The sequence below is a fragment of the Mesorhizobium sp. WSM4832 genome (assembly GCF_055811115.1).
In genome coordinates, this window is sequence record NZ_JBVVQH010000003.1 from 194,287 (window position 1) to 214,216 (window position 19,930).

The window sequence follows — 19,930 nt, forward strand, 5'->3', positions numbered from 1 at the left end:
CACTATCCAAAGGCCGGGTTGCCGATCTGTGGACAGCCGTTAACCTTAACGAATGGTTTCCATTGCGGCGGACCGTTGCAAAGCCCAATCTCCGCTTGCCGGAGTAGGGAAAGGTTAACCATGGCCTCCCGGGCTCCGCCAAGCGGGAAGCGCATGCGGCACGTGTTGAGCTCAGTTCTGGCCTTGCATTGGGCGGTGGTTTTCGCCCTGCTTGCCTATATCTGCATGGACGGCAGCCGTGGCATAGCGACGGCGCTCGGCGTGCTTGGCCTCTCAATCCAGGGCAGCCGGTTTCCCGAGTTTGAAAATGTTGCCGTGATCGCGCCGCTTTCGATCGCGCTCCTGACGGTCGCCGTGTTGTTCTGCTGGGCCTTCGTCGAAACGGTGCTGAACGCGGCGGCAAGGCCGGACGCGGGTGAGAGCGTGGCACGGATTGCCTTCATCTGCGCGTCGTTCCTGCTTTCGCTGATCCTCATCGGCGGCGTGGCGCAAGGCGTCAACGGCCTGTTCATGATCGTCGCCGTCCAGATGACGGCGCTGCTTGCTTCCTATGTCGCGGTGCAGGCCGAACGCCGTTCCGCCTTCGCTGCTATGAATTTGCCCGAGGGCGATGTTCGCGCCGCCGCGCGCATGGCCATGGGCGCCGCGCACAGTTCGCTTCTTTCGCGCATATCCGGCCGTCCGGAAAACAAGCCTGGAGGGAGCCGCTGATGCGCACGCTGTTCGCACTCTGGGCCGCTCCGATGGCGATCTTCTGGGGCTGGTTCTACCTGTCGGCCAACGACATGAATTTCGGCTATGTGATGCTGAGCCGCCAGCTGCACGATTTCGTCTTCCAGATCTATGGCCAGATGCTTGGCATCGATCCGGCAATCATCCCGGGCATGGTGGCGCGGACCTGCATCTTTGACTTTTTCCTGCTCATGGGGCTGTGGGGCTTCCGCCGCCGTCGCAACATCGCCGAATGGATCAGGCAGCGCCGTCACGGCAATGTCAGCGAAGATCACCCCGACCGAGCGACTGAAGCCGGTCCAGGGCTCCCTGCAGAATAAAGGCGGCAGCCGCCGAATCGATCTTGCCGGCGCGTTTCTTGCGCGAGAAATCCATTTCGATCAGCGTGCGTTCCACTGCCACCGTCGACAGCCGCTCGTCCCACAGCACAAAGGGCAGGTCGGAAAGCGTGGCCATGTTGCGGGCGAAGGCGCGGGATTTTTGCGCACGCGGCCCTTCCGAACCATCCATGTTGACAGGAAGGCCGAGCACGATCGCGCCGACATTGTCCTTATCGAGCTGAGCGAGCAGCTGGGCGGCATCGAGCGAAAACTTCTTGCGCAGGATGACCGGGCGCGGATGGGCAAAGGACAGCCCGCGATCGGAAACCGCCACGCCGATCGTCTTGTCGCCGAGATCGAGCCCGGCGAGCGTCTTGCCGCCGACAAGCAGCTCCGGCAGTTCTTCGATCGAAATAACGGCCACTGGCTTCCTCTGACACCCGGGCGCTACACATCCTTTTGACGGCGGGAAGCGCTGCGCCACTTTCAATTTGCCGTCAGCGTTCTATCTTCCGGCAACAGAAAAATCGAGGAAGCATTCATGAAACTGACCTGGTACGGACATTCGGCGTTCCGCATCGAGACCAAGGACGCCACCATCCTCATCGACCCTTACCTGGTCGGCAACCCGTCCTGGGCGGGCGGCTGGGAAGGACCCGCGGAAGGCGTCACGCATATCCTTCTGACCCACGGCCACAACGACCATGTCAGCGGCGCGGTCGAAGTGCAGAAGAAAAGCGGCGCCATGCTGGTTGCCAATTTCGAGATCTGCATGTATCTCGTCGGCCAGGGTGTCAGCGGCGACAAGATCAATCCGGGCAATATCGGCGGCACCGTCGATTGCGGGCCGTTCACCACGACATTCGTCCAGGCGCTGCACTCGTCGTCGTTCGGCGGCGACGGCGGCGCCAACACCTATCTCGGCAATCCGGGCGGCCTCGTCCTGCACTTCCCCGAAGACAAGACGCTCTACCACATGGGCGATACCGACATCTTCTCCGACATGGGGCTCATCAACGAGCTGCACGAGCCGAAGATCGGCATCGTGCCGATCGGCGACCGCTTCACCATGGGCGGCGCGGTCGCGGCCCTTGCGTGCCGCCGCTTTTTCGGCTTCGATACGGTCGTTCCCTGCCACTTCGGCACCTTCTCTATGATCGACCAGACCGCCGACAAGTTCGTCGCCGGCATGGAAGGCTCGGGCGTCAAGGTGGCGTTGCCGGAGATCGGCAAGGCGATCACGATCTAGGCACCGGGAATCTGGAACAGAACCATGGCGTTGAGGCGAACTCTTTGCGTTTCGATGCTGGTCACGGCGACGTCCGTGCTGGCAGTGGACGGCGTGGCGTTGCCTTGACATGGCACTCTCGGCGCTGATCGGTCCGTTCCTGCGGCGCGAGCGCCCGGTCTTCCGGAAGCTGGAACTGCATGTTGCGCATGGCTGCAACCTGGCTTGCGAAAGCTGTTCGCATTATTCCAACCATGGACATGCCGGCACGGTCTCGCTTGAAGAGGCGGATCGCTGGATGGCCCTGTGGAGCGGCAGGGCTGCGGTCAACCGTTTCTCGCTGCTTGGCGGCGAGCCGACCATCCATCCGCATTTGCCCGGTTTCGTCGGCCTGGTGCGGCGGCATTGGCCGAAAACCCAGATAGAGATCGTCAGCAACGGTTTTTTCCTGCACCGTCATCCGTCGCTGCCGGCGGTGCTTGCGGCGGACCCGGATGCCCGGCTGATCATCTCGGTCCACCATGATTCCGACGAATACCAGGAGCGGCTGAAACCGGTGTTTGCGCTGCTCGAGGACTGGCGGCGCGATCACGGGCTCGTCGCCAACATCCGGCCGGCGGCCAAGAACTGGACCCGCCGCTACGAAGGTTTCGGTGATGCGATGCTGCCGTTCGAGGACGGCGATGCGCGCAAAAGCTGGGAGATCTGTCCGGCGCGCCACTGCAAGCAGCTTCTCGACGGGCAGATCTGGAAATGCGCGCCGCTCGCTTATCTGCCGATGCAGAAGGCGCGGTATCGCCTGCCCGAAAAATGGGACCCGTATCTGGCTTACAAACCGCTCGAGCCGGACTGTTCCGATGCCGAACTCACGGCATTTGCCGCGCTGGAGGATGAGGCGGCCTGCGCTATGTGCCCGGCAAAGCAGCGGCCTTTCGAATTGCCGGTGCCGCTGCGCCGGCCAAAGACGCGCGCCGGCGCCCTGGCTTGAACGGCATCATCCATGTTGCGCGCCAAGCGCCGCGCCGCTATAGCCCGCACTGGTTTTCCCGAGGCGATAGAACATGTCCGTTGATCTTCAGACCGTGAAGCGCGTCGCGCGCCTTGCCCGTATCGCGGTGAGCGAGGAGGACGCCGAGCGCATGACCGGCGAATTGAACGCCATCCTTGGCTTCGTCGAGCAATTGAACGAGGTCGATGTCTCTGGCGTCGAGCCGATGACCTCGGTCACGCCGATGGAGATGAAGAAGCGCCAGGATGCGGTCACCGACGGCAACAAGGCCGCCGACATCGTCGCCAACGCGCCGGCGACGGAAGAGAACTTCTTCCTCGTTCCGAAGGTGGTGGAGTAGCCGTGGCTGTCGAGATCGCCGTCGAGACGCCTTTGCAGGACGACGTGCGCGCGCTGGTCGCCGAACTCAACGCCGCGCTGCTCGAACTGACGCCGCCCGAGCATTGCTATCATCTCACCGTCGAGCAGATGGCCGGCAAGGACACGACCGTGTTCGTCGCCCGCGACAATGGCCTGGCCGTAGGCTGCGGCGCCCTCAAGCGCCATGACGATGCTACCGGCGAGGTCAAGCGCATGTACACGCGGCCTTCGCACCGCGGCCGCAAGGTCGGCGCCGAGATCGTCGGACGGGTCGAGGCCCTTGCCCGGCAGCAAGGGCTGACGCGCCTTGTCCTCGAGACCGGCGATCGGCACCCCGCCGCCTGGACCGTCTATGAGCGCGCCGGATTCTCGCGTTGCGGACCGGTGCTGGATTATCCCGATTCCGAGTGGTCGGTGTTTTACGAAAAGAGCCTTGCCTGATGAGCGATCTCACACATCTCACCATTTCCGAGGCCCGCGCCAAGCTGCGCGGCAAGGAGATTTCCGCGGCCGAGATTACCGAGGCCTATCTCGCGGCGATCGATCGAGCCAATCCGGTGCTCAATGCCTATGTGACCGTCACCGCCGACAAGGCGCGCGACATGGCCAAGGCTTCCGATGCAAAGCTCGCCAAGGGCGAGGGCGGTGCGCTGGAAGGCATTCCGCTCGGCATCAAGGACCTGTTTGCCACAGAAGGCATCCACACCCAGGCCTGCAGCCATGTGCTGGACGGCTTCAAACCGCGCTATGAATCGACCGTGACCACCAATCTGTGGGCCGATGGCGCCGTCATGCTCGGCAAGCTCAACATGGACGAGTTCGCCATGGGTTCGTCCAATGAAACCTCCTATTACGGTCCGGTGATCAACCCGTGGCGCCGCTCGCGTGTCGATACGGTCGTCATGCCGACGACGCATCAGGGCGATGGCGGTTTCGTCTCCGCAGGCGGCACCAAGACCCAGCGTACGCTGGACAACGCCCAGCTCGTGCCGGGCGGCTCGTCCGGCGGCTCGGCGTCGTCCGTGGCCGCCTTCCTCTGCGCCGGCGCCACCGCTACCGACACCGGCGGCTCGATCCGCCAGCCCGCTGCCTTGACCGGCACGGTCGGCATCAAGCCGACCTATGGGCGCTGCTCGCGCTGGGGCATCGTCGCCTTCGCTTCCTCGCTCGACCAGGCCGGGCCGATTGCGCGCGACGTGCGCGATGCCGCCATCCTGTTGAAGTCGATGGCTTCCGTCGATCCGAAGGACACGACCTCTGTTGACCGTCCGGTGCCCGACTATGAGGCGGCGATCGGCAAGCCCATCAAGGGCATGAAGGTCGGCATTCCGAAGGAGTACCGCGTCGACGGCATGCCGGAAGACATCGAGGCGCTCTGGCAACAGGGTATTGCCTGGCTGAAGGAGGCCGGTGCCGAGATCGTCGATATCTCCCTGCCGCACACCAAATATGCCTTGCCGGCCTACTATATCGTGGCGCCTGCCGAGGCTTCGTCGAACCTCGCCCGCTATGACGGCGTGCGTTACGGCCTGCGCGTGCCCGGCAAGGACATCATCGACATGTATGAGAAGACGCGCGCCGCCGGTTTCGGCCGCGAGGTCAAGCGCCGCATCATGATCGGCACGTATGTGCTGTCGGCCGGCTATTACGACGCCTACTATCTCCAGGCCCAGAAGGTGCGCACGCTGATCAAGCGCGACTTCGAGAACGTCTTTGCCGCCGGCGTCGACGTTATCCTGACGCCCGCAACCCCGTCGGCCGCCTTTGGCATCGCCGACGAGGACATGGCCTCCGATCCGGTCAAGATGTACCTCAACGACATCTTCACGGTGACGGTGAACATGGCGGGCCTTCCCGGCATTTCGGTGCCGGCCGGCCTCGACGGCAAGGGCCTGCCGCTTGGCCTGCAACTCATCGGCCGTCCGTTCGACGAGGAAACACTGTTCCAGACAGCGCATGTCATCGAGCAGGCCGCGGGCAGGTTCCAGCCGGAAAAGTGGTGGTAGAATGTCGCCCCCGTCTCGCATATCCATAGCCGAGACGGGAAGCGAACTGGTCATCCGCAATCCGCCGCGGCGTTCGGCCATCAGGATCGGTTTCCTCCTGTTTTCAATCGGGATTGTCGCCGTCACCGCCCATTGGGGCTTTTTCGACAGATCGCCCGAAACGGTCGCCATGGGTCTGGTTGGTCTTGTCTCCTTCCTGGCCGTTGTCGGGCTGTTTGCGTATTTCCTCGGCAAGGAGCTGATATGGCTGGCCTCCGGCGGGGAGGAGCTGCGCATCACGAGAAAAGCCGTGCAACGCGAAACCAGGAGCCTTCTCGCCAATCGCGCTTCACTGACCTTCAATGAGCCGCTCTCGGTCAAAATCCTGGACCATCCCTATCCGACCGACGAAGCCGGCTTGAAGGAAGTTATCCGATTCACCAGTGCAATGGGTTCGATCTCCTTTGGCAGGGAGTTGAGCCGGCCCGAGGCGGAGGCTGTGATGGATGCCGTGAAGCGATTTTCCGCCCGCAATCATTCGCGTGTCCGTTAGGTATCAAGCGTGTTCTACTACCTCTCCAAAATCTTCTGGTTCTTCATCCAGCCGATTAACCTGGCCATCTTCCTATTGCTCGCCGGCCTGCTGGCGGCGTTGTTCGGACGCCGGCGGCTGGCTGCGACCGGCAGCGTGCTCGGCTTCGCTGTCCTGGTTCTTTCGGCCTGGACGTCGCTTGGCGCGATCATGCTCAACCCTCTCGAGGAGCGCTTTCCCAAACCGCCACTGCCGGAAAAGGTGGACGGCATCGTCGTGCTTGGCGGCGGCTTCGAGGGCGCCATCAATCTGGCGCGCGGCGGCTATGAATTGAACAGCAGCGGCGACCGCATGGTCGAGACGGCAATCCTTGCCCGGCGCTTCCCGCATGCCAAAATAGTCGTGTCCGGCGGTAACGGCTCGCTTTTCCTCGACGGGGAGGGTGACGCCGACACCGCGCCGCGCCTGCTTGGCGCGCTCGGTGTTTCGGCCGATCGGATGATCCTCGAGGACAAATCGCGCAACACTTACGAAAATGCGGTGTTCTCGCGAAAACTTGTCGAGCCGAAGCCGGGCGAGACCTGGCTGCTGGTGACCTCGGCTTTCCACATGCCGCGCGCCAAAGCGCTGTTCGACAAGGCAGGTTTTCCGACTGTTCCGTGGCCGGTCGATTATCGCACCTCGGGTAGGGAAGGCGTCGGCTTCTACCGCGACAACCCCGTCGACTCGGTGCAGGCGACCACCATTGCGGTGCGCGAGTGGATCGGGCTTTTTGCCTACAGGCTGTCCGGCAAGATCGATCAGTTCTTCCCCGGACCGGGCGGCTGACCGAGCACCGCTTGCCGCGCCGCGGAGAAGAACTGGCGACGCACCAGCACTGCCAGAAGCACCAGCGTCGACACCACGAACACCGCCGGATCGACGAACCAGCCGAGATAGCCGATCGAGAAGAAGACGGCGCGCAGGCCCGAATTGAAATGCTTGCCGGCGAGCACGTTCATCCGCGTCGCCCGCCACACCGCCGTTTCGCTGGCCGGATTGCGCGAGGCCTCACCATGCGGGGTCGGCACCGCGCCGATCAGGATCGAGCAATAGTTGAACAGCCGGTAGGCCCAGCCGAATTTGAAGAAGGCGAAGGCCAGGATCAGCACCAGGCCGAACACCTTGGTCTGGAAGGCTTCACGTGACGCAGCCGCGCCGAACGGCAGGTCGGCCAGAATCTGCAGCACGCGGTCGGAGGCGCCGAGCAGAGCAAAACAGCCGCCGAGCGCGATCAGGGAAGAGGATGCGAAGAAGGCAGTGCCTTGCTGCAGGCCGCCCATGATGGCGGTGTCGACGATGCGGATTTCACGCTCGGCCATATTGCGCATCCAGGCCTCGCGCTGGGCGTTCATTGCCGTGGTCAACGACATGCGACGGACAAGCCTGCCGTCCGAGGCGAGCGTGTGCGCCACCCAGACGACCAGGAAGAAAGCCAGCGCCGCCAGATCGGCTGCGGAAAGATGAAGTGAATCGCCCATCCATCGCTTTTAACACAAGCGGTGCCGCCGCTTCGACAGGCGGCAGCAGCGCGATGTCGCTGGCGGAGCAAACAAGGTCGGCAGCCGCCGGGCCGCGCCATGCAAAACAGCGGAAACATCGGGGGAATTCCTATATGTAAGTTTTGAGCGGCCCTCAGGAGACAACAGCCTCGTGTTCCTTTCGGTTTTCGACCTGTTCAAGATCGGCATCGGCCCATCGAGCTCGCACACGATGGGGCCGATGACGGCCGCGCGCCGGTTTCTGGACGAGATCGTGGCCGGCGACTGGCCCCGGCCCGCCGGCGTCAAGGTCGATCGCATCGGCGCCAGCCTGCACGGTTCTCTCGCCTATACGGGTATCGGCCATGGCTCGGACCGCGCCGTGGTCCTCGGCCTGGCTGGCCAGACGCCGCAGACGGTTGATCCGGACGCGGCCGATGGGATCGTCGCCAAGATCGGCGCGGAGAAGCGCATTTCGCCGCCAGGACATCCGACATACCGCTTCGATCCCGCCAAGGATCTCGTGCTCGACCGCAAGACGCCGCTGACCGGTCATGCCAACGGCATGGCCTTCTATGCCTATGACGCATCCGACCGGCTGCTGCTCAAGCGCATCTACTATTCGATCGGCGGCGGCTTCGTCGTTTCCGACGAAGAGCTGCAGCGCATGAAGACCAAGGGTTCGGTGACGACCGAAGGCACGAAGGTACCGTACCCCTTCAAGAACGCCGTCGAGATGCTGGCGATGGCGGCAAAGAGCGGGCTTTCCATCGCCGAGATGAAGCGCGCCAACGAGGAGAAGCACATGTCGCGCGAGGAGCTCGATGCGGGCCTGGACGCGATCTGGGGCGCGATGAAGGGCTGCATCGACCGCGGCCTGTCGCAGGACGGCATCATGCCGGGCGGGCTGAAGGTGCGCCGCCGCGCGCGGCAACTGCACGACAAGCTGCAGGAACAATGGCAGCAGAACCGGCCCAATCCCTTGCTCGCCAACGATTGGCTGTCGATCTACGCCATGGCGGTGAACGAGGAGAACGCGGCCGGCGGCCGCGTCGTGACGGCGCCGACCAACGGTGCTGCCGGAACGCTGCCGGCCGTGCTGCGCTATTGGCTGCATTTCCATCCCGAAGCCGACCAGCCAAGCATCCGTGACTTCCTGCTGACGGCCGCCGCTGTCGGCGGCATCATCAAGTCCAACGCCTCGATCTCGGGTGCAGAGGTCGGCTGCCAGGGCGAGGTGGGTTCTGCTTCCGCGATGGCCGCCGCCGGACTTTGCGCCGTCATGGGCGGCACGCCCGAGCAGGTGGAGAACGCCGCCGAGATCGCGCTCGAACATCATCTCGGCATGACCTGCGATCCTGTCGGCGGGCTGGTGCAGGTGCCCTGTATCGAGCGCAATGCGCTAGGTGCTGTGAAGGCCGTGACCGCCGCGTCTTTAGCCATCAAGGGCGATGGCACGCATTTCGTGCCGCTCGACGCCGCGATCGAGACCATGCGCCAGACCGGCCTCGACATGAATGAGAAGTACAAGGAAACCAGCCTGGGCGGCCTGGCGGTGAATGTCGTCGAGTGCTGAGGCCTCACCTTCACGCCAGACTGGCCCTGTGGAGAAGTCACTCAAGACGTTGACGCGTCGACCCTTGCGGCTAAATCTTGGGGCATGTCTCTCAATCTCCTAAAACTGTGCGTCGGCTGCGACAGCGTCGAGGATCTGGAAGAGTGGATCGCCTTCCGCCTCGACGAGCGGCGTCGCGCCGGCGAGCCGGCCGAGCACTGGCACACGACCCGCATGGTGCCGACGCGCTGCGAGGAGATCACCGATGGCGGCTCGCTCTATTGGGTGATCAAGGGCAGCGTCCAGTGCCGGCAGTTGATCACGGAGATCCGGCCCTTCGTCGACGGCGAGGGCATTGGCCGCTGTCATCTTATGCTCGATCCGACTGTGGTGCGCACCGACTGGCAACCTCGCCGCGCCTTCCAGGGCTGGCGTTATCTGAAACCCGCCGATGCGCCGGCCGATCTCGGCAAGGGCAGGGCGGCGCTAGCCGAAATGCCGCCGAAGCTGAGGCTCGAACTCGCCGAACTCGGCCTCTTGTAGCGCGGTATTGCGCCTCGGCAGCGGCGCTGGCCCTCCGGCTCACCCGATGTGGGACTTGCAAGCGCCGAACCTTGGTCCCATTTTTTATGCTCAGTCATCCCTATGGCGGCGCTAATCGATGGGCGTGATCCTCGCTTTGGCAGCGATTCTCGTGGTGCTTTTCGGCGCCGCGATGCTCTTTGTGCGCACAGACGCGGCAAGAATGGCCGAGGGTCTGAGGTCGCTTGGGCCGGCCTTTTTGGGGCTGGTCGGCGCGCCCATGCTGATCTTCGGCCGCAGCCTTATCGGAGGCCTGCTGTTACTCGCGGCGCTGGCCTGGATCGGCTGGATACGCACGAGGCGGCCTCCGGCACGCGCCGCCGTGTCCAAACATTCGACGGTGCGCACCGCCGCGCTCGAAATGGACCTCGATCATGACAGCGGCAAGCTCGAGGGTCTTGTCCTGGCCGGTCGTTACGAAGGCAAGATGCTTGGCGCCTTGGGGCTAACGGACCTGCGCCAGCTTTATGCGGAGCTCAGCCCCGACATGGAGAGCCGCCAGCTTTTAGAGACGTATCTTGACGGCCGTTTTCCCGTCTGGCGCAAGGACGCGCAGCCGCACAGTGGCGAAGGGCTGGGTGTTGCGCCAGGTGCGGGCGCCATGACTAAGGAGGAGGCCTACAAGGTCCTTGGTCTTGAAGCGGGGGCTGCCGCGGCGGATATCCGCAAGGCGCATCGCCGCCTGATGCAGCGCCTGAACGCCGATGTCGGCGGCACGTCTGTCCTGGCGGCGCGGATCAATGAAGCCAAGGACGTCTTGCTCTCCAATCACGATTAGTCTCCTTCGACGCCGGTACCTTCCGGGAGATTCAACAGCCGCCTATTGCTCGACGGCGTAGCACGAGATTTTCTTGCGCTTCAGCGCATCGCAGGCCTTCCAGGCGGCGTCCTTAGAGCCGAAGCCGCCGAAGCGGGCGCGGTAGTAGGTGGTGCCGTCCTTGTCGAAGGCGACGGTGAAGCCCGATGCGTCAGCCAGGATCCTCGGCGCCTGCTTGGCGGTCTGCTCGATCAGGCTCTGAGCTCCCGATTTCGTGGGCGAGGATGCGACCTGAACCACCCAGCCGGATGGCACCGACGACGTCTTGACCGGGTCGATCGCCGGCGCGGCAGGTGCTGGTTCGGCATAGGCTGTGACCGCCTGGGATGTGGTCTCCTGGAATTTGGGAGCCGGCGCCATGGCGGCCACGGCAACTGTCTTCACCTTCTTGACCTGGATCACAGGCTTGGTCTCTTCGGCGACCTGCTCGGCGCCGTCCTCACTGTCGTCGGCCGAGACTACGACCGCGTCATCGGCTGCCGGCTTTGCGTCCGGAGTCGGGGCGTCATGCTTCGGCAACAGGATCTTGGCCAGCGTCTTGATCGGATTGTCGCCGCCCTTGGCAATGAGATCGCCGCCACCGCGCGTCGAAGCACGCGGCAGGTAGGTGTTGATCAGCGCGGCCATCTGATTGTCGCGGCTGCGGCCGGAAGCGCCGCCCATCACCACCGCGACCAGGCGGCGGTCGCCGTCGGCAACGGAGGAAACCAGGTTGTAGCCCGAAGCGCGGGTGTAGCCGGTCTTGATGCCGTCGACGCCCTTGATGCGGCCAAGCAGGCGGTTGTGGCCGTTGATGCGCTGGCGGCCATACAGGAACGAGCGCTGCGAGAAATAGCCGTAATATTGCGGGTAGTGCTCGCGCAGCGCGATGCCCAGCATCGCCATGTCGTGCGCCGTGGTGAACTGGCCGGGGTCGGGCAGGCCGTTGGCGTTGCGGAAGACGGTGCCGTTCATGCCGAGCTGACGCGCCTTGGCCGTCATCATGCGGGCGAAATTGTCCTCGCTGCCGCCGAGCAGCTCGGCCAGCGCCGTGGCCGAATCGTTGGCGGACTTGGTCACGATCGACAGGATCGCGGTCTCGACCGGAACCGAGCCGCCGGCGCGCACACCGAGCTTGGTCGGTGCCTCGGCGGAGGCATGCGCGGAAAACGGAACCGGCGTGTTCGTGCTGATCCTGCCTTTCGCCAGTGCCTCGAAGGTGAGGTAGAGCGTCATCATCTTGGTGAGCGAAGCCGGATAGCGCCGGCCATTGGCGTCGGCCGAATAGAGCACCTTGCCGGTCTTGGCGTCGACGACGATGGCCGAGGACCTCGCAGCCATCGCCGACGCCGCATCCGCAACGACAACCGTCACCGCGAGTGCAGCGATCATGATTGCCTTGAGGGAGAAATATCTGGAGACGAATCCCGACAACGCCTGACGCACCGCTACTACCCTGAAATTTTCGTTGCCCCGGAGGCGGCAGAGGGAGTGCCTGCCCCGCTTTCAGCCCAAGCTATCGCGCCCAGCGTTACCAATCCGTTTATGGTAACCGGCGCGTTCACCATTTTTCGGCAAATCGAGCTTCTCTTTAATCGAATTTTACCCGCCGGCGCTGCTGAAGCCCCTACATGCCAAGGGATTCTTGACTTTTGTGCATCGCACAATATATTGAGGTGCATTGCACAAGGGCGCCCGGGGCTAATGGGCGTTTCAACCAAGGGAAGAATGAAATGACCCAGACCCATGAGGACTTCACGAAATACGGCAAGGAGTTCGCTGACACCGGGCTGAAGAGCTTCGCCTCGCTCACCAAGGGCGCGCAGGCGATCGCCACCGAAGCCGGCGAATACACCAAGAAGAGCTTCGAGGCCGGCAGCGCCGCCTTCGAGAAGCTGTTCTCGGCCAAGTCGATCGAGAAGGCCGTCGAGATCCAGACCGACTACGCCAAGCAGAGCTATGAGAGCTTCGTGGCCGAGGCCAGCAAGATCGGCAATCTCTATGCCGAGCTCGCCAAGGAAGCCTACAAGCCGTTCGAATCGGTCGTCGCCAAGGCGAAGTAATTTCGCCCGATCACATCCGACAAGGCCAACCGGCCAATCGAAAAGGCCCGGTCGCGGAAACGCGGCCGGGTTTTTTCGTGCCCAATCGCAACCCTATGCACCTTGCAGCATTCACGATTGAGAAATTCGCTGAGGTTTGCCCACCTAGCCATATTGTCAGCTAAACAGAAGGGCTTAAAATCGTTCATCGAGAACCTACATGTTGAACTCGCATGAGGATTCGAAAAGGCTGGACTACGTGACGATCGGTTTGACTGCCACGGCAGGCGTGGTGCGAATGCAAAGTGACGGAGACCGCAACGATCCCGGTCGCGGCACCGCTGTCATCACGCGCACCAAAACCAAGACCAAGAAGCCCAGTCTCTACCGGGTCCTCATTCTGAACGACGACTACACGCCCATGGAGTTCGTCGTTCACGTCCTGGAGCGCTTTTTCCAGAAGGACCGCGAGGCCGCGACACGCATCATGCTTCATGTTCATAATCATGGAGTGGGCGAGTGCGGTATCTACACATTCGAGGTGGCCGAGACCAAAGTGTCCCAGGTCATGGATTTCGCCCGACAGAATCAGCATCCGCTGCAATGCGTGATGGAGAAGAAGTGAGGTAACATGCCGGCTTTCTCCCAAGGCCTGGAAAAGGCGCTACATCAGGCGCTGACATTCGCCAACGAGCGGCATCATGAGTATGCGACGCTCGAACACCTGCTGCTCGCCTTGATCGACGACACCGAGGCGGCCGCCGTAATGCGCGCCTGCAACGTCGATCTCGACGAGCTCAAGCATACGGTTCTCACCTATATCGATACCGAGCTCGACAACCTCGTCACCGGCTACGACGAGGATTCGAAGCCGACCGCGGGCTTCCAGCGCGTCATCCAGCGTGCCGTGATCCATGTGCAGTCGTCCGGCCGCGAGGAAGTGTCCGGCGCCAACGTGCTCGTCGCCATCTTCGCCGAGCGCGAGAGCCACGCCGCCTATTTCCTGCAGGAACAGCAGATGACCCGCTACGACGCGGTCAACTACATCTCGCATGGCATCGCCAAGCGCCCGGGCGCTTCGGAATCGCGCACGCCGCGCGGCGCCGAGGACGAGCAGGGCGGCCAGAACGGCGCCGAGCCGCAGGAAGAGGGTGGCAAGAAGAAGCAGCAGGACGCGCTGACGGCCTACTGCGTCAACCTCAACAACAAGGCACGGGCCGGCAAGATCGACCCGCTGATCGGCCGCGACAGCGAGATCAACCGCACCATCCAGGTGCTGTGCCGCCGCTCCAAGAACAATCCGCTCTATGTCGGCGATCCTGGCGTCGGCAAGACAGCGATCGCCGAAGGCCTCGCCAAGCGCATCGTCGAGGGCGATGTGCCGGAAGTGCTGCAGGACGCCACCATCTTCGCGCTCGACATGGGCACGCTGCTGGCCGGCACCCGCTATCGCGGCGACTTCGAGGAGCGGCTGAAGCAGGTCGTCAAGGAGCTCGAGGACTATCCGGGCGCGGTGCTGTTCATCGACGAGATCCACACCGTGATCGGCGCCGGCGCCACTTCGGGCGGCGCCATGGATGCATCGAACCTTCTGAAGCCGGCGCTGTCGTCCGGCGCGATCCGCTGCATCGGCTCGACCACCTACAAGGAGTTCCGCCAGTTCTTCGAGAAGGACCGCGCTTTGGTGCGGCGCTTCCAGAAGATCGACGTCAACGAGCCGACCATCGAGGACGCCATCGAGATCATGAAGGGGCTGAAGCCCTATTTCGAGGAGTTCCACAAGGTCCGTTACACGAGTGAAGCCATCAAGGCCTCGGTCGAGCTCTCGGCGCGCTACATCAACGACCGCAAGCTGCCGGACAAGGCGATCGACGTGATCGACGAGACCGGCGCCTCGCAGATGCTGGTGCCGGAGGCCAAGCGCAAGAAGACGATCGGCATCAAGGAGATCGAGGCGACGATCGCCACCATGGCGCGCATACCGCCGAAGACGGTCTCGGCCGACGACGAGAAGGTGCTGCAGGGGCTCGATATCGAGCTGAAGCGCGTCGTCTACGGCCAGGATACCGCGATCACGGCGCTGACCTCGGCGATCAAGCTGGCACGCGCCGGCCTGCGTGAGCCGGAGAAGCCGATCGGCTCCTATCTGTTCTCGGGGCCGACCGGCGTCGGCAAGACCGAAGTGGCCAAGCAATTGGCTGCCTCGCTCGGCGTCGAGCTGATCCGGTTCGACATGTCGGAATATATGGAACGCCACACCGTTTCGCGGCTGATTGGCGCGCCTCCCGGCTATGTCGGCTTCGACCAGGGCGGCTTGCTCACCGACGGCGTCGACCAGCATCCGCATTGCGTGCTGCTGCTGGACGAAGTCGAAAAGGCGCATCCGGACCTGTTCAACATCCTGTTGCAGGTGATGGACCACGGCAAGCTGACCGACCACAACGGCAAGCAGATCGACTTCCGCAACGTCATCCTGATCATGACCACCAATGCGGGTGCGTCGGATGCGCAGCGCGCGGCGATCGGCTTCGGCTCGACCAAGCGCGAAGGCGACGACGTCGAGGCGATCAACCGGCTGTTCACGCCGGAGTTCCGCAACCGTCTGGATGCGATCATCCCGTTCGGTTCGCTGCCGGTGCCGGTCATCCATCAGGTGGTGCAGAAGTTCGTCATGCAGCTCGAAGCCCAGCTTTCCGAGCGTGGCGTCACCTTCGACCTGTCGCCGGACGCGATCGCCTGGCTGGCCGACAAGGGCTATGACGAGCGCATGGGCGCGCGGCCGCTCGGCCGCGTCATCCAGGAGCACATCAAGAAGCCGTTGGCCGACGAAGTGCTGTTCGGCAAGCTCAAGAAGGGCGGCACGGTGCGCGTCACCGTCGAGAAGAAGGAGACCGGCGAGTCCGGCCTGAAGCTCGAATCGCTCGCCGACGAGTCACCCGTGCAGCCGAAGAAGGAAGAGCCGGAAGACGCGCCGAAGCCGAAGAAGGCGGTGGCCAAGAAGCCGGTCGCCAAGAAGGCCGTCGCGCAGAAGCCGGAGCCCAAGGGCAAGGACGATCCCAAGGGCAAGGACGGCAACAAGCGCAGCCTGGTGCCGCAACTGCCGCGCAAGGGCTGACAAGCGCTCGCTTGAAATACAAAAGGCCCCGGAAACGGGGCCTTTTCATTGGAGAGGCCGCTACTTGGAAACCGGACGGATCATCATCCTCAACGGTCCGCCGCGCTCGGGAAAGTCGAGCATTGCCGCGGCGATCCAGGAGACATTCGAGGGCGTGTGGATGAATCTCGGCGTCGACGCCTATGCTCATGCCACGCCGCCGCGACTGCGACCGGGGATCGGCCTGCGTCCCGGTGGCGAACGCCTCGATATCGAGGCCTTTGTGCCGCTCCTCTATGCCGCGCTTTACGACGCAATAGCGGCCCACAGCCGACTGGGGCTCAATGTCGTTGCCGATATCGGCCATCATGACGCGTATTCCAGACCGCTGAACATCCTTCCCAAATGTGCCCGGCGCCTGGCCGGCCTGCCGGTGCTGTTCGTCGGCGTCCGCTGCCCGATCGACGAGGTGTTGCGACGGCGCGCCGCGGGTGGGGCTGACACACCTTATGTGGTCGGAACGGACGACGACCCTGTGCCGCTGCCCGTCCGCCTCTGGCAGGAGGAGGTGCATAAGCCCGGCCTCTACGATCTGGAAGTCGATGCGTCGCTGCTCAGTCCGCAAGGCTGCGCGGAGTCGATAAGGGAGAGGCTTATCGCGCCACCGGAGCCAACGGCTTTCCAGGCATTGGCGAAATTGCCGGCCGGCTAGAGCGTTTCACCGTTTCACGGAAACGGCGAGCCGCTCTATCTCTTTGTTTTGACGCAATTCCGGACGGAAAACCACGGCGAAGGCGCCGAACCTAACCGTTACACACTTTTCCTGGAATTGCTCTAACGCCTGTCAGATCAGTTTTCCAGCGCTGCCCGGATCTTGCCGGCATTCTCGGCCAGCACTTCCGGCTTCTCCATCTGACCGGAATGCGGTTTCAACGGCACGCCATCGAAGCGCGGAACGACGTGGACGTGGAGATGGTAGACTGTCTGTCCGGAGGCCGGCTCGTTGAACTGCAGGATGGTGACGCCGTCGGCGTTGAAGGCCTTTTTCACCGCCACCGCCATTTTCTGTACCACGGCAAACAACGGACCGAACGTTGCCGGGTCGGCGTCGAGGATGTTGCGCGACGGCGCTTTCGGCACCACCAGCGTGTGGCCGGTTCCCTGAGGCATCACGTCCATGAAGGCGACGACCGCGTCGTCCTCATAGACGCGGTGCGAAGGGATCTCGCCGCGCAGGATTTTCGCGAAGATGTTGCCGGGATCATAGGCTTGGGCCATGTCGGGCTGCTCCCAATTGCATTCGCCGTCCGGTTTAGCGAAGCCGCCGGTGGGCGGCAAGGCGCTCAGGCGAGATCCACCATGCCCGCTTCGACGAGAGCCCGATGGAAGCGTTTCTTGCGCAACGACTCGCTTGCGAAATAGGGCGCGGCACAGTCCGCCAAAAGGGTTCGCAGTGCTGTCGGCCGCTCTCGACAGGGCGCAGCCGAGGCGGCTATTCCTCGAGGTCCTTGCGGAAGGGTGTGTGCCCTTCGAGATATTCGCCCATGCGTTCGACTTCGCGCCGCTCGCGCCTGAGATAGTCGGCAACGGCATTGCGCAAGCCGGGATGCGAAATGTAGTGCGCCGAGTGCATGGTTACCGGCCGGTAGCCGCGCGCCAGCTTGTGCTCGCCCTGCGCGCCTGCCTCGACCACCTTGAGCTTGCGCTCGATGGCGAAATCGATCGCCTGATGGTAGCAGACCTCGAAATGCAGGAAGGGGTGGTCTTCGATGCAGCCCCAATTGCGGCCGTAGAGCGCGTCGGAACCGATGAAGTTGATGGCGCCGGCGATGTAGCGGCCGTTGCGCCTTGCCATCACCAGCAGGATGTCGTCGGCCATGCGCTCGCCGATCAGCGAGAAGAACTGCCGATTGAGGTAGGGCCGGCCCCATTTGCGGCCGCCGGTATCCATGTAGAAGGCGTAGAAATCGTCCCAGGCGCTTTCGGTGATGTCCTTGCCGGTCAGCCAGTCGATGCCGATGCCGTCGGCCAGCGCCTCGCGACGCTCCTTCTTCATCGCCTTGCGCTTGCGCGAGGCAAGCGTGGCGAGGAAATCGTCATAGTTCGAAAAGCCTTCGTTGAAGAAATGGAACTGCTGGTCGGTGCGATGCAAGAATCCAGCCGCTTCCAGCGTCGCGACATCGGGCTCGTTGGCGAAGGTGACATGCGCGGAGGAGACTCCGAGCTTGTCGGTCACGAGTTTCAACCCCTCCGCCAGGCCGGCCCTTACGGCACCCTCATCCTCGCCCTTGCCGACCAGCAAGCGGGGGCCGGTGACTGGCGTGAACGGCACCGAGCACTGCAGCTTGGGGTAATAGTGGCCGCCGGCGCGCTCGAAGGCATCCGACCAGCCGTGGTCGAAGACATATTCGCCCTGGCTGTGCGATTTGAGGTAACAAGGGACGGCGCCGAGAAGCCTGCCTTGCGCGGTTTCCAGCCGCAGATGATGACCCTGCCAGCCGGTGCGGCGGATAGCGCAGCCGGAATCTTCCAGGGCGCTTAGAAAGGCGAATGAGACCAGTGGATTGTAGCCGTTTTCTGTGTCGCCGCGCGTGGTTCCGGCAAAGCCGTCCCATTCCTCGCAGGTGAATGCGCCGATGCCTGCCGCGACGCGGATCGCATAATCCGCGTTCGCTGCTCGTCCATCGTCGTCGTCGCCCTGATCCATGCGGCTTATTTAAGCGTCCTCGGGGCTGCTGCAAGTCACGTTTCAGCGCACGTCCCAGAGCATGATGCCGAAAAGTGCGAAGCGGTTTTCGGGCGGGATCATGCTCTCTCTCTAGATTGATTTAGAGGCGGATCAAATTTCAGGTCGTTTCGACCTGAAATCATCCGGCTCTAGGCAACCTTCACCAGGTCGGGTTCGAAACCCTCGAAGGTCATCTGGTCGGCATATTTGAAGGTGAGGTCGACCGCCGGCTGGTCATGCACGGTCCAGGTGATGACGGGCATTTTCAGCTTTTCGCGCACGAAGCTGACGAAGCGGTTCGGCAGGTCGCCGGCGGCATAGGAGGTGAAGGCGATGTCATGCGCCAGCATGGCAAAATGCGCCTCGATAAGCTGGTTGTCCTTGCCATAGGCGGTCAGCCCGCCCGGGATGCCCGGCGCATCCTTGGCGAAATCGCGGATCAGCCAGTGATCGAACGACATGATCGCGACCTTGCCCTTATAGCGCTTGAGCAATCTGCCCACGCTTGCCACCAGGCCTGCGTCATGTCCGGGAACGCCTTTCAGCTCCACCACCAGCGGCACGCGGCCATCGATCAGGTCGAGCACTTCCTGCAATGTCGGCACGTGGTCGGCGGTGCCGCCCACCTTGAGCAAGGTAAGCTCGGCCGCGGTGCGCTGCCAGACGAAACCGTCCTCACCGGTCACGCGCTTCAGATCGCCGTCATGGATGATGACCGGGATGCCGTCGGACGAGATATGCACGTCGCATTCGATGGCATAGCCGCGCTCGGCCGCGGCGGCGAAGGCCGACAGCGTGTTTTCCCAGCGCGTCTTGTTCATGTCGTGGAAGCCGCGATGCGCAACAGGCTGCGCAATCAGCCAGGACAGGTCGGTCATCTTGAACCTCACTCGACTTCGAAGATCGCTTCGATCTCGACCGCTGCGTTGAGCGGCAGCGAGGCGGTGCCGACTGCGGAGCGGGCGTGCTTGCCGCGCTCGCCGAGGGCTGCGACCAGGAAGTCGGAGGCGCCGTTGGCGACAAGATGCTGCTCGACGAAGTCAGGCGCCGAGGCGACGAAGACGGTGATCTTGACTAGGCGGCGGATCTTTTCGAGATCGCCCAGCGCCGCCTTGGCCTGCGCCAGGATGTTGATGGCGCAGAATTTAGCGCCTTCCTTGCCGGCGGCGGTGTCGATGTCGCGGCCGAGCAGCCCGCTTGCCTGCAGCTTGCCGTCCTTCAGCGGCAGCTGGCCGGCAGTGAACAGCGTGTTGCCGGTGCGGCAATAGGGCACATAATTGGCGGCGGGCGCGGCGGCGGCCGGAATGGTGACGCCAAGATCGCTTAGCCGCTTTTCGATTGTTTCGCTCATTGGTTTTCCCTATTGCTGGAAGGCGCCGCGTTGGCCGGGCCGAAATTGCTATTTTTGCCTCGCTTCCGCCACGACTTTTTTTAAGCTGGACCATCT

At 63.2% G+C, this 19,930-nt stretch carries 23 protein-coding genes; 16 read left to right on the forward strand and 7 right to left on the reverse strand.

The genetic code is table 11. The features are described from left to right. Nucleotides 1–153: 153 nt before the first annotated feature. Both AC0L2L_RS06165 and AC0L2L_RS06170 read left to right on the forward strand, forming a co-directional pair. Nucleotides 154–711 (forward strand): hypothetical protein, encoded by a 558-nt coding sequence (locus tag AC0L2L_RS06165; protein WP_473576883.1) that lies wholly within the window; start codon nt 154–156, stop codon nt 709–711. Beyond that, the gene (locus AC0L2L_RS06170) at nt 711–1,052 is read left to right on the forward strand and encodes a DUF6105 family protein (protein WP_473576884.1); all 342 of its coding nucleotides are present in this window, start codon (nt 711–713) and stop codon (nt 1,050–1,052) included. The genes AC0L2L_RS06165 and AC0L2L_RS06170 overlap by 1 nt, the downstream gene beginning before the upstream one ends. Here the strand turns inward: AC0L2L_RS06170 and ruvX are convergent. Beyond that, nucleotides 994–1,476, reverse strand: coding sequence for a Holliday junction resolvase RuvX (gene ruvX, locus AC0L2L_RS06175; protein WP_473576886.1), 483 nt, complete (start codon nt 1,474–1,476; stop codon nt 994–996). The genes AC0L2L_RS06170 and ruvX overlap by 59 nt on opposite strands. Nucleotides 1,477–1,593: 117 nt before the next feature. Between ruvX and AC0L2L_RS06180 the strand changes: the two genes are divergently transcribed. From AC0L2L_RS06180 to AC0L2L_RS06210, 7 genes are all read left to right on the forward strand, one after another. Then, nucleotides 1,594–2,301 (forward strand): metal-dependent hydrolase, encoded by a 708-nt coding sequence (locus AC0L2L_RS06180; RefSeq protein ID WP_473576888.1) that lies wholly within the window; start codon nt 1,594–1,596, stop codon nt 2,299–2,301. A 109-nt stretch (nt 2,302–2,410) separates the two neighbouring features. Continuing rightward, complete coding sequence (locus tag AC0L2L_RS06185) at nt 2,411–3,268, forward strand: radical SAM protein (RefSeq protein ID WP_473576890.1); 858 nt, start codon at nt 2,411–2,413, stop codon at nt 3,266–3,268. 73 nt (nt 3,269–3,341) lie between these two features. Continuing rightward, entirely contained in the window at nt 3,342–3,629 is a 288-nt protein-coding gene (gene gatC / locus AC0L2L_RS06190) for an Asp-tRNA(Asn)/Glu-tRNA(Gln) amidotransferase subunit GatC (protein ID WP_027166257.1), read from the forward strand. 2 nt (nt 3,630–3,631) lie between these two features. After that, nucleotides 3,632–4,090: a GNAT family N-acetyltransferase gene (locus AC0L2L_RS06195; RefSeq protein WP_473576892.1), complete on the forward strand. Its 459-nt coding sequence runs from the start codon at nt 3,632–3,634 to the stop codon at nt 4,088–4,090. After that, nucleotides 4,090–5,655 (forward strand): amidase, encoded by a 1,566-nt coding sequence (locus AC0L2L_RS06200; RefSeq protein WP_473576894.1) that lies wholly within the window; start codon nt 4,090–4,092, stop codon nt 5,653–5,655. Before AC0L2L_RS06195 ends, AC0L2L_RS06200 begins: the two co-directional genes overlap by 1 nt. Nucleotide 5,656: 1 nt before the next feature. Next, nucleotides 5,657–6,187 carry a hypothetical protein gene (locus AC0L2L_RS06205; protein WP_473576896.1) on the forward strand — a complete coding sequence of 177 codons (531 nt, stop codon included), beginning with the start codon at nt 5,657–5,659 and terminating at the stop codon, nt 6,185–6,187. A 9-nt stretch (nt 6,188–6,196) separates the two neighbouring features. Then, nucleotides 6,197–6,994 (forward strand): YdcF family protein, encoded by a 798-nt coding sequence (locus AC0L2L_RS06210; RefSeq protein WP_473576897.1) that lies wholly within the window; start codon nt 6,197–6,199, stop codon nt 6,992–6,994. Here the strand turns inward: AC0L2L_RS06210 and AC0L2L_RS06215 are convergent. Then, nucleotides 6,967–7,686, reverse strand: a complete 720-nt coding sequence (locus tag AC0L2L_RS06215) for a DUF599 domain-containing protein (protein ID WP_473576898.1) — start codon at nt 7,684–7,686, stop codon at nt 6,967–6,969. The genes AC0L2L_RS06210 and AC0L2L_RS06215 overlap by 28 nt on opposite strands. Nucleotides 7,687–7,858: 172 nt before the next feature. Between AC0L2L_RS06215 and AC0L2L_RS06220 the strand changes: the two genes are divergently transcribed. From AC0L2L_RS06220 to AC0L2L_RS06230, 3 genes are all read left to right on the forward strand, one after another. Then, on the forward strand, nt 7,859–9,262 hold the full coding sequence (locus AC0L2L_RS06220) for an L-serine ammonia-lyase (RefSeq protein WP_473576899.1): 1,404 nt from the start codon (nt 7,859–7,861) through the stop codon (nt 9,260–9,262). An 84-nt stretch (nt 9,263–9,346) separates the two neighbouring features. Continuing rightward, nucleotides 9,347–9,784, forward strand: coding sequence for a DUF1489 family protein (locus tag AC0L2L_RS06225; protein WP_473576900.1), 438 nt, complete (start codon nt 9,347–9,349; stop codon nt 9,782–9,784). Nucleotides 9,785–9,902: 118 nt separating this feature from the next. Beyond that, a complete protein-coding gene (locus AC0L2L_RS06230) occupies nt 9,903–10,601 on the forward strand; it encodes a J domain-containing protein (protein ID WP_473576902.1) in 699 nt (232 codons plus the stop codon). A gap of 42 nt (nt 10,602–10,643) precedes the next feature. On the opposite strand, the gene AC0L2L_RS06235 is transcribed toward AC0L2L_RS06230, so the two are convergent. Continuing rightward, on the reverse strand, nt 10,644–12,065 hold the full coding sequence (locus tag AC0L2L_RS06235) for an SPOR domain-containing protein (protein WP_473576903.1): 1,422 nt from the start codon (nt 12,063–12,065) through the stop codon (nt 10,644–10,646). A 287-nt stretch (nt 12,066–12,352) separates the two neighbouring features. On the opposite strand from AC0L2L_RS06235, the gene AC0L2L_RS06240 reads away from it, so the two are divergent. The 4 genes from AC0L2L_RS06240 (at nt 12,353) to AC0L2L_RS06255 (ending at nt 16,467) form a co-directional block, all read left to right on the forward strand. Beyond that, entirely contained in the window at nt 12,353–12,682 is a 330-nt protein-coding gene (locus AC0L2L_RS06240) for a phasin family protein (RefSeq protein WP_027166248.1), read from the forward strand. Nucleotides 12,683–12,959: 277 nt separating this feature from the next. Beyond that, complete coding sequence (gene clpS, locus AC0L2L_RS06245; protein ID WP_036258315.1) at nt 12,960–13,286, forward strand: ATP-dependent Clp protease adapter ClpS; 327 nt, start codon at nt 12,960–12,962, stop codon at nt 13,284–13,286. A gap of 6 nt (nt 13,287–13,292) precedes the next feature. Then, entirely contained in the window at nt 13,293–15,776 is a 2,484-nt protein-coding gene (gene clpA, locus AC0L2L_RS06250) for an ATP-dependent Clp protease ATP-binding subunit ClpA (protein ID WP_473576904.1), read from the forward strand. Nucleotides 15,777–15,840: 64 nt separating this feature from the next. Beyond that, nucleotides 15,841–16,467, forward strand: coding sequence for a chloramphenicol phosphotransferase CPT family protein (locus tag AC0L2L_RS06255; RefSeq protein ID WP_473576905.1), 627 nt, complete (start codon nt 15,841–15,843; stop codon nt 16,465–16,467). Between the two features lie 137 nt (nt 16,468–16,604). On the opposite strand, the gene AC0L2L_RS06260 is transcribed toward AC0L2L_RS06255, so the two are convergent. The 4 genes from AC0L2L_RS06260 to AC0L2L_RS06275 all read right to left on the reverse strand — a co-directional run bounded on the left by AC0L2L_RS06260 (nt 16,605) and on the right by AC0L2L_RS06275 (nt 19,834). Next, complete coding sequence (locus tag AC0L2L_RS06260; protein ID WP_473576907.1) at nt 16,605–17,033, reverse strand: HIT family protein; 429 nt, start codon at nt 17,031–17,033, stop codon at nt 16,605–16,607. Nucleotides 17,034–17,247: 214 nt separating this feature from the next. Further along, nucleotides 17,248–18,462, reverse strand: a complete 1,215-nt coding sequence (locus tag AC0L2L_RS06265) for a GNAT family N-acetyltransferase (RefSeq protein ID WP_473576909.1) — start codon at nt 18,460–18,462, stop codon at nt 17,248–17,250. A 170-nt stretch (nt 18,463–18,632) separates the two neighbouring features. Further along, nucleotides 18,633–19,361, reverse strand: a complete 729-nt coding sequence (locus tag AC0L2L_RS06270; protein ID WP_473576910.1) for a glycerophosphodiester phosphodiesterase — start codon at nt 19,359–19,361, stop codon at nt 18,633–18,635. Nucleotides 19,362–19,369: 8 nt separating this feature from the next. Then, complete coding sequence (locus tag AC0L2L_RS06275) at nt 19,370–19,834, reverse strand: RidA family protein (RefSeq protein ID WP_040994991.1); 465 nt, start codon at nt 19,832–19,834, stop codon at nt 19,370–19,372. Nucleotides 19,835–19,930 lie beyond the last annotated feature (96 nt).